4 protein-coding genes and 1 tRNA gene are annotated in these 4,384 nt (G+C 68.0%); 4 read left to right on the plus strand and 1 reads right to left on the minus strand.

From position 1 onward, the window contains the following. The first annotated feature begins 600 nt into the window (after nt 1-600). The gene (locus tag AC1DU4_RS26040) at nt 601-1,029 is read left to right on the plus strand and encodes a tyrosine-type recombinase/integrase (RefSeq protein ID WP_477844830.1); all 429 of its coding nucleotides are present in this window, start codon (nt 601-603) and stop codon (nt 1,027-1,029) included. A gap of 83 nt (nt 1,030-1,112) precedes the next feature. Here AC1DU4_RS26040 and AC1DU4_RS26045 read toward each other — a convergent pair. Continuing rightward, nucleotides 1,113-1,189 (minus strand) — tRNA-Leu (locus AC1DU4_RS26045). A 108-nt stretch (nt 1,190-1,297) separates the two neighbouring features. Here AC1DU4_RS26045 and AC1DU4_RS26050 point away from each other — a divergent pair. From AC1DU4_RS26050 to AC1DU4_RS26060, 3 genes are all read left to right on the plus strand, one after another. After that, nucleotides 1,298-1,906 (plus strand): ANTAR domain-containing response regulator, encoded by a 609-nt coding sequence (locus AC1DU4_RS26050; RefSeq protein ID WP_477844832.1) that lies wholly within the window; start codon nt 1,298-1,300, stop codon nt 1,904-1,906. Between the two features lie 227 nt (nt 1,907-2,133). Then, nucleotides 2,134-3,363, plus strand: coding sequence for a branched-chain amino acid ABC transporter substrate-binding protein (locus AC1DU4_RS26055; protein ID WP_477844834.1), 1,230 nt, complete (start codon nt 2,134-2,136; stop codon nt 3,361-3,363). Between the two features lie 28 nt (nt 3,364-3,391). Continuing rightward, nucleotides 3,392-4,384 (plus strand): branched-chain amino acid ABC transporter permease (locus AC1DU4_RS26060; RefSeq protein ID WP_477844836.1); only part of this gene is annotated, 993 nt, incomplete at its 3' end.

Consider the following 4,384-nt stretch of genomic DNA (forward strand, 5'->3'; position numbering starts at 1 on the left):
GCTCGGAGGTGGCCAAAGACGATCAGCCCCACCAGGAAACACCACCAGAAGGCGGCTCCAAGGATGAGGCCGAGTGGTATCACGATTGCCCGGACATAACCCTTCGTCATGCACTGGAAGCTATCAGCGGTGCCACTGGCTGCTCGTTGACTCGCTTGCGGGTGGCACGCAGTTCCGGCGTCGAGTCCTCCCGGTCGTACCCCCCCGCTCACGAAGTGCACCCGCTTGGTCCACCCGGCGGGTTCCCGTCCGGCGCGCCAGCTCGCCTGGCGGATGAACCGGGTCTCGGCCAGCTCGTCGGCCGGGAGCGGCCTACCTCGCTCGGCCGGGTCGCTGTGCCGGTCGTAGTGCGCGCGCCAGCACGCGGATCGCAGGCACCGGACGCACGACCACGCGACGGGTCGGGGGTCGGCCCCGCTCATGATGACGATCGTCGTCGTGCGCGCGGTCAGCTCGTGCCCGCGAGGGCACCGGACCGGGAGGGTCAACATGTTGTTGGTCCTCTCGACGGCGCTCGGCTCACGGTGCGTCGCTCGGTTACCTACGTGACYGGCTCCGGCTTCGTGCGAGGGCACCGCCAAGGGTCACGAGTCGCGCTCGGTGCCGGTCCCCGCCTTCTTGGTCGCGCTGCTGCGAGATGTCGTCAAGGGTCGCAAGGCCACCGCGCTCGTCTTCCCCGGCAAGGGCGGGGAGTGGATGACGATGGGGGAGTTCCGTTGGAGGTTCGACCCGGCGGCCATGGCGGCCGGTGTGGACGGTCTCGTGCCTCACGAGCTGTGGCATACAGCGGCGTCCCTGGCGATCCGGTCCGGCGCGGGCATCAAGGTGATTCAGAAGATGTTGGGGCACAAGACGGCCACGCTCACTCTCGACCGGTACGGCCACCTGTTCCCTGACGAGCTGGACGCGCTCGCGACCCGCCTCGACGGCGACTGGACGGCCGCGCTGACGGGCAAGGTCCCCGGCAAGAAGGGCGGCGCGATGACGGCGCTCGATCTTCTCGACGCGCTCGATGCGCTGGAGAATTAGGGCTGCTGCGAGTGACTGCGAGTGAGAACTGACGTACCCCCACGGGGGTACCCGCTCGAAAACCTGCTCTGGTCTGGCCTTACTGGTGCCCTCGGTGAGACTCGAACTCACACTGCACGGGTTTTGAATCCGTTTCCTCTGCCAATTGGGATACGAGGGCTGGTGCGGTTACCCACTCTAGAAGATCGGGTGGCAGGGTCAAGCACCGGTACCCTTCAAAAGGCTTGCGCCACGTTTCCGAGGTGGCCGGCAGTAGAGGAAGGCAACGATGAACGCTCCTGTCACGCAGGGAGAAGGACCCGCCCCACGCCGTGTGGTGGTCGCCGAGGACGAGGTCCTGATCCGCATGGACCTGGTCGAGATGCTCCGCGAGGAGGGCTACGACGTGGTCGGCGAGGCCGGGGACGGCCAGCGCGCCGTCGAGCTCGCCGAGGAGCTGCTGCCCGACCTGGTGATCATGGACGTGAAGATGCCTCGCCGCGACGGGATCGACGCCGCGTCGGAGATCGCCGTGAAACGCATTGCGCCGGTGGTGATCCTGACCGCGTTCAGTCAGCGCGAGCTGGTCGAGCGGGCCCGTGACGCCGGTGCGATGGCGTACCTGGTCAAGCCGTTCTCCAAGGCGGACCTGGTGCCGGCCGTCGAGCTGGCCGTGAGCCGGTTCGCGGAGCTCTCCGCCCTCGAGGCCGAGGTGGTCAACCTGACCGACCGCATCGAGACCCGCAAGCTGGTCGAGCGGGCCAAGAGCGCGCTGATGACCTCGCAGTCGCTGACCGAGCCCGAGGCGTTCAAGTGGATCCAGCGCGCCGCGATGGACGGCCGCACCAGCATGAAGGTCGTCGCGACGGTGATCCTCGATACCCTCGGCGCCGGCTGACCGCTCCTCGGAGCAGAAGCCCGGCCGCGGGAAGCGCCCCGGCGGTCACCGGGGCGTTTCCGGCATGTTTCGTACCTCGCTGCCACGTAATTGTGCGCACGGAAAAGCGAAACGCCGTGGATATTCCATTGTGATGCACGGTGATTCCAGCGGGGATATGTTTTCCCCGGGCTGGCGTGGTCGGCCCCTCCGGCGCGACCGGGGAGCACCTATTTCGGAGGTGGGACGTGCATCGTCGTGCAGCGAAGGGCGCATTGATCGTGGGAGTGGCCGCGACACTGGTGGTCGCGGGATGTAGCAGCAAGTCGACCGACGGCGGATCCTCCGGCGGCACGTCCTCGGATTCCTCCTCGAGCGCACTGAGTATCCAGCCGCAGGTGCTCCTGGACGCCCAGGGCAGCGAGGTGCCCACCGCGGACGTGACCGACGCGGTCAACCCGGCCGGCAGCGGCAACGCGACCTGCTCCGGCGTCACCCTGGCCATGGCGGGGGCGCTCACCGGGCCGAACGCCGCCCTCGGCCAGAACATCCTCTACGGCGCCAAGCTGGCCCTCGACAAGCACAACCAGGCCAACCCGAACTGCCAGGTCGAGATGCGTCAGTTCGACACCGAGGGCGACCCCCAGAAGGCCACCCAGGTGGCCCCGAACATCGTCGGCGACCAGTCCGTCATCGGGCTCCTCGGGCCCGCGTTCTCCGGCGAGACCAAGGCCACCGGCTCGATCTTCAACCAGGCCGGCCTGCCGTTCCTCACCGCGTCGGCCACCAACCCGACCCTCACCGAGAACGGCTGGACCACCTTCTTCCGCGGCCTGGGCAACGACAACAGCCAGGGTTCCGTCGTCGCCAAGTACCTCACCGGCACGCTCGACGCCAAGAAGGTGTGTGTGGTGCAGGACGACACCGACTACGGCGTCGGCCTGGCGAAGGTGGTGACCGCCGAGCTCGGCGCCGCCGCCGACCCCGGCTGCGCGGCCAGCGTGAAGAGCGGCCAGAAGGACTTCTCGGCCACCGTCTCGCAGATCAAGGCGGCCGCCCCGGACGCGATCTGGTACTCCGGCTACTACGCCGAGGCCGCGCCGTTCGTGACCCAGCTGCGCGAGGGCGGCGTCACCGCGACCTTCAGCTCCGGCGACGGCTCCAACGACCCCGAGTTCGTCAAGCAGGCCGGCAGCGCTGCGCAGGACGCCGTCCTGACCTGCCCCTGCATCCCGGCGCCGCCCGCTCTGGCCACCGAGTACCAGGAGTTCAACGGCCAGGCCCCGGGCGTGTACTCGGTGGAGGGCTACGACCTCACCACGATCATGCTCACGGCCATCGACTCCGGCGTGAAGGACCGCGCCGCGATGCTGGAGTTCGTCAAGGCCTACGACGGCCAGGGCGTCGGCAAGCGGTACCAGTGGAACCCGCAGGGCGAGCTGTCGAACGCCCTGATCGAGATCTACAAGGTCAACTGACCCACCGCGACGGTCCGAGAGAGGCCCGATGAGTGCGATCGCCCTCGCCGAGACGGCGACCCTGTACGCCGGCAACATCGACTTCAACGTCGAGGGGCTGACCCGTAGCTTCTGGCAGCTCACCATCGACGGGCTGAGCTACGGCGCCATCTACGCGTTGGTGGCCATCGGGTACACGCTGGTCTACGGGGTGTTGAGGCTGATCAATTTCGCGCACTCCGAGATCTTCATGCTCGGCATGTTCGGTCAGTACGTGGCGCTGGAGCTGATGGGGTTCACCCCCAGCGGCAACGCCTACAACGAGGGGGTCGTCGCGACGGTCGTGTTCCTGGGGCTGGCCATGCTGTTCGGCATGGCTGTCTCCGGGGCCGCGGCCGTCGGCCTCGAACGCGTCGCCTACCGGCCGCTGCGCCGACGCGGCGCGAAGCCGCTGGTGTTCCTGATCACGGCGATCGGGATGTCGTTCGTGCTCCAGGAATTCGTGCACTACGTGCTGCCGAAGATCTGGCCCGGACTCGGCGGCACCAACGCGCAGCAGCCGATCAAACTGGTCCAACCGGTGGAGGTGTTCACGATCGGCGGCGCGGTGGTCACCAACGTGACGGTCGTGATCATCGTGGCGGCGCTGCTGCTCACGCTGCTCACCGACATGATCATCAACCGCACCCGGTTCGGCCGCGGCATCCGCGCGGTCGCGCAGGACCCGGACACCGCGACCCTGATGGGGATCTCGCGGGAGCGGATCATCATGCTGACCTTCCTGCTCGGCGGCGTCCTCGCCGGCGCCGCCGCGCTGCTCTACACCCTGAAGATCCCGTCCGGGATCATCTACAACGGCGGATTCATCCTGGGCATCAAGGCGTTTGCGGCGGCCGTGCTCGGCGGCATCGGCAACCTGCGCGGCGCGCTGCTCGGCGGACTCGCGCTCGGCGTGATGGAGAACTACGGCCAGGTGGTGTTCGGCAGCGAGTGGCGCGACGTGGTCGCGTTCGTGCTGCTCGTGGTGGTGCTGATGTTCCGC

This window comes from Rhodococcus sp. P4_F5, assembly GCF_056401315.1.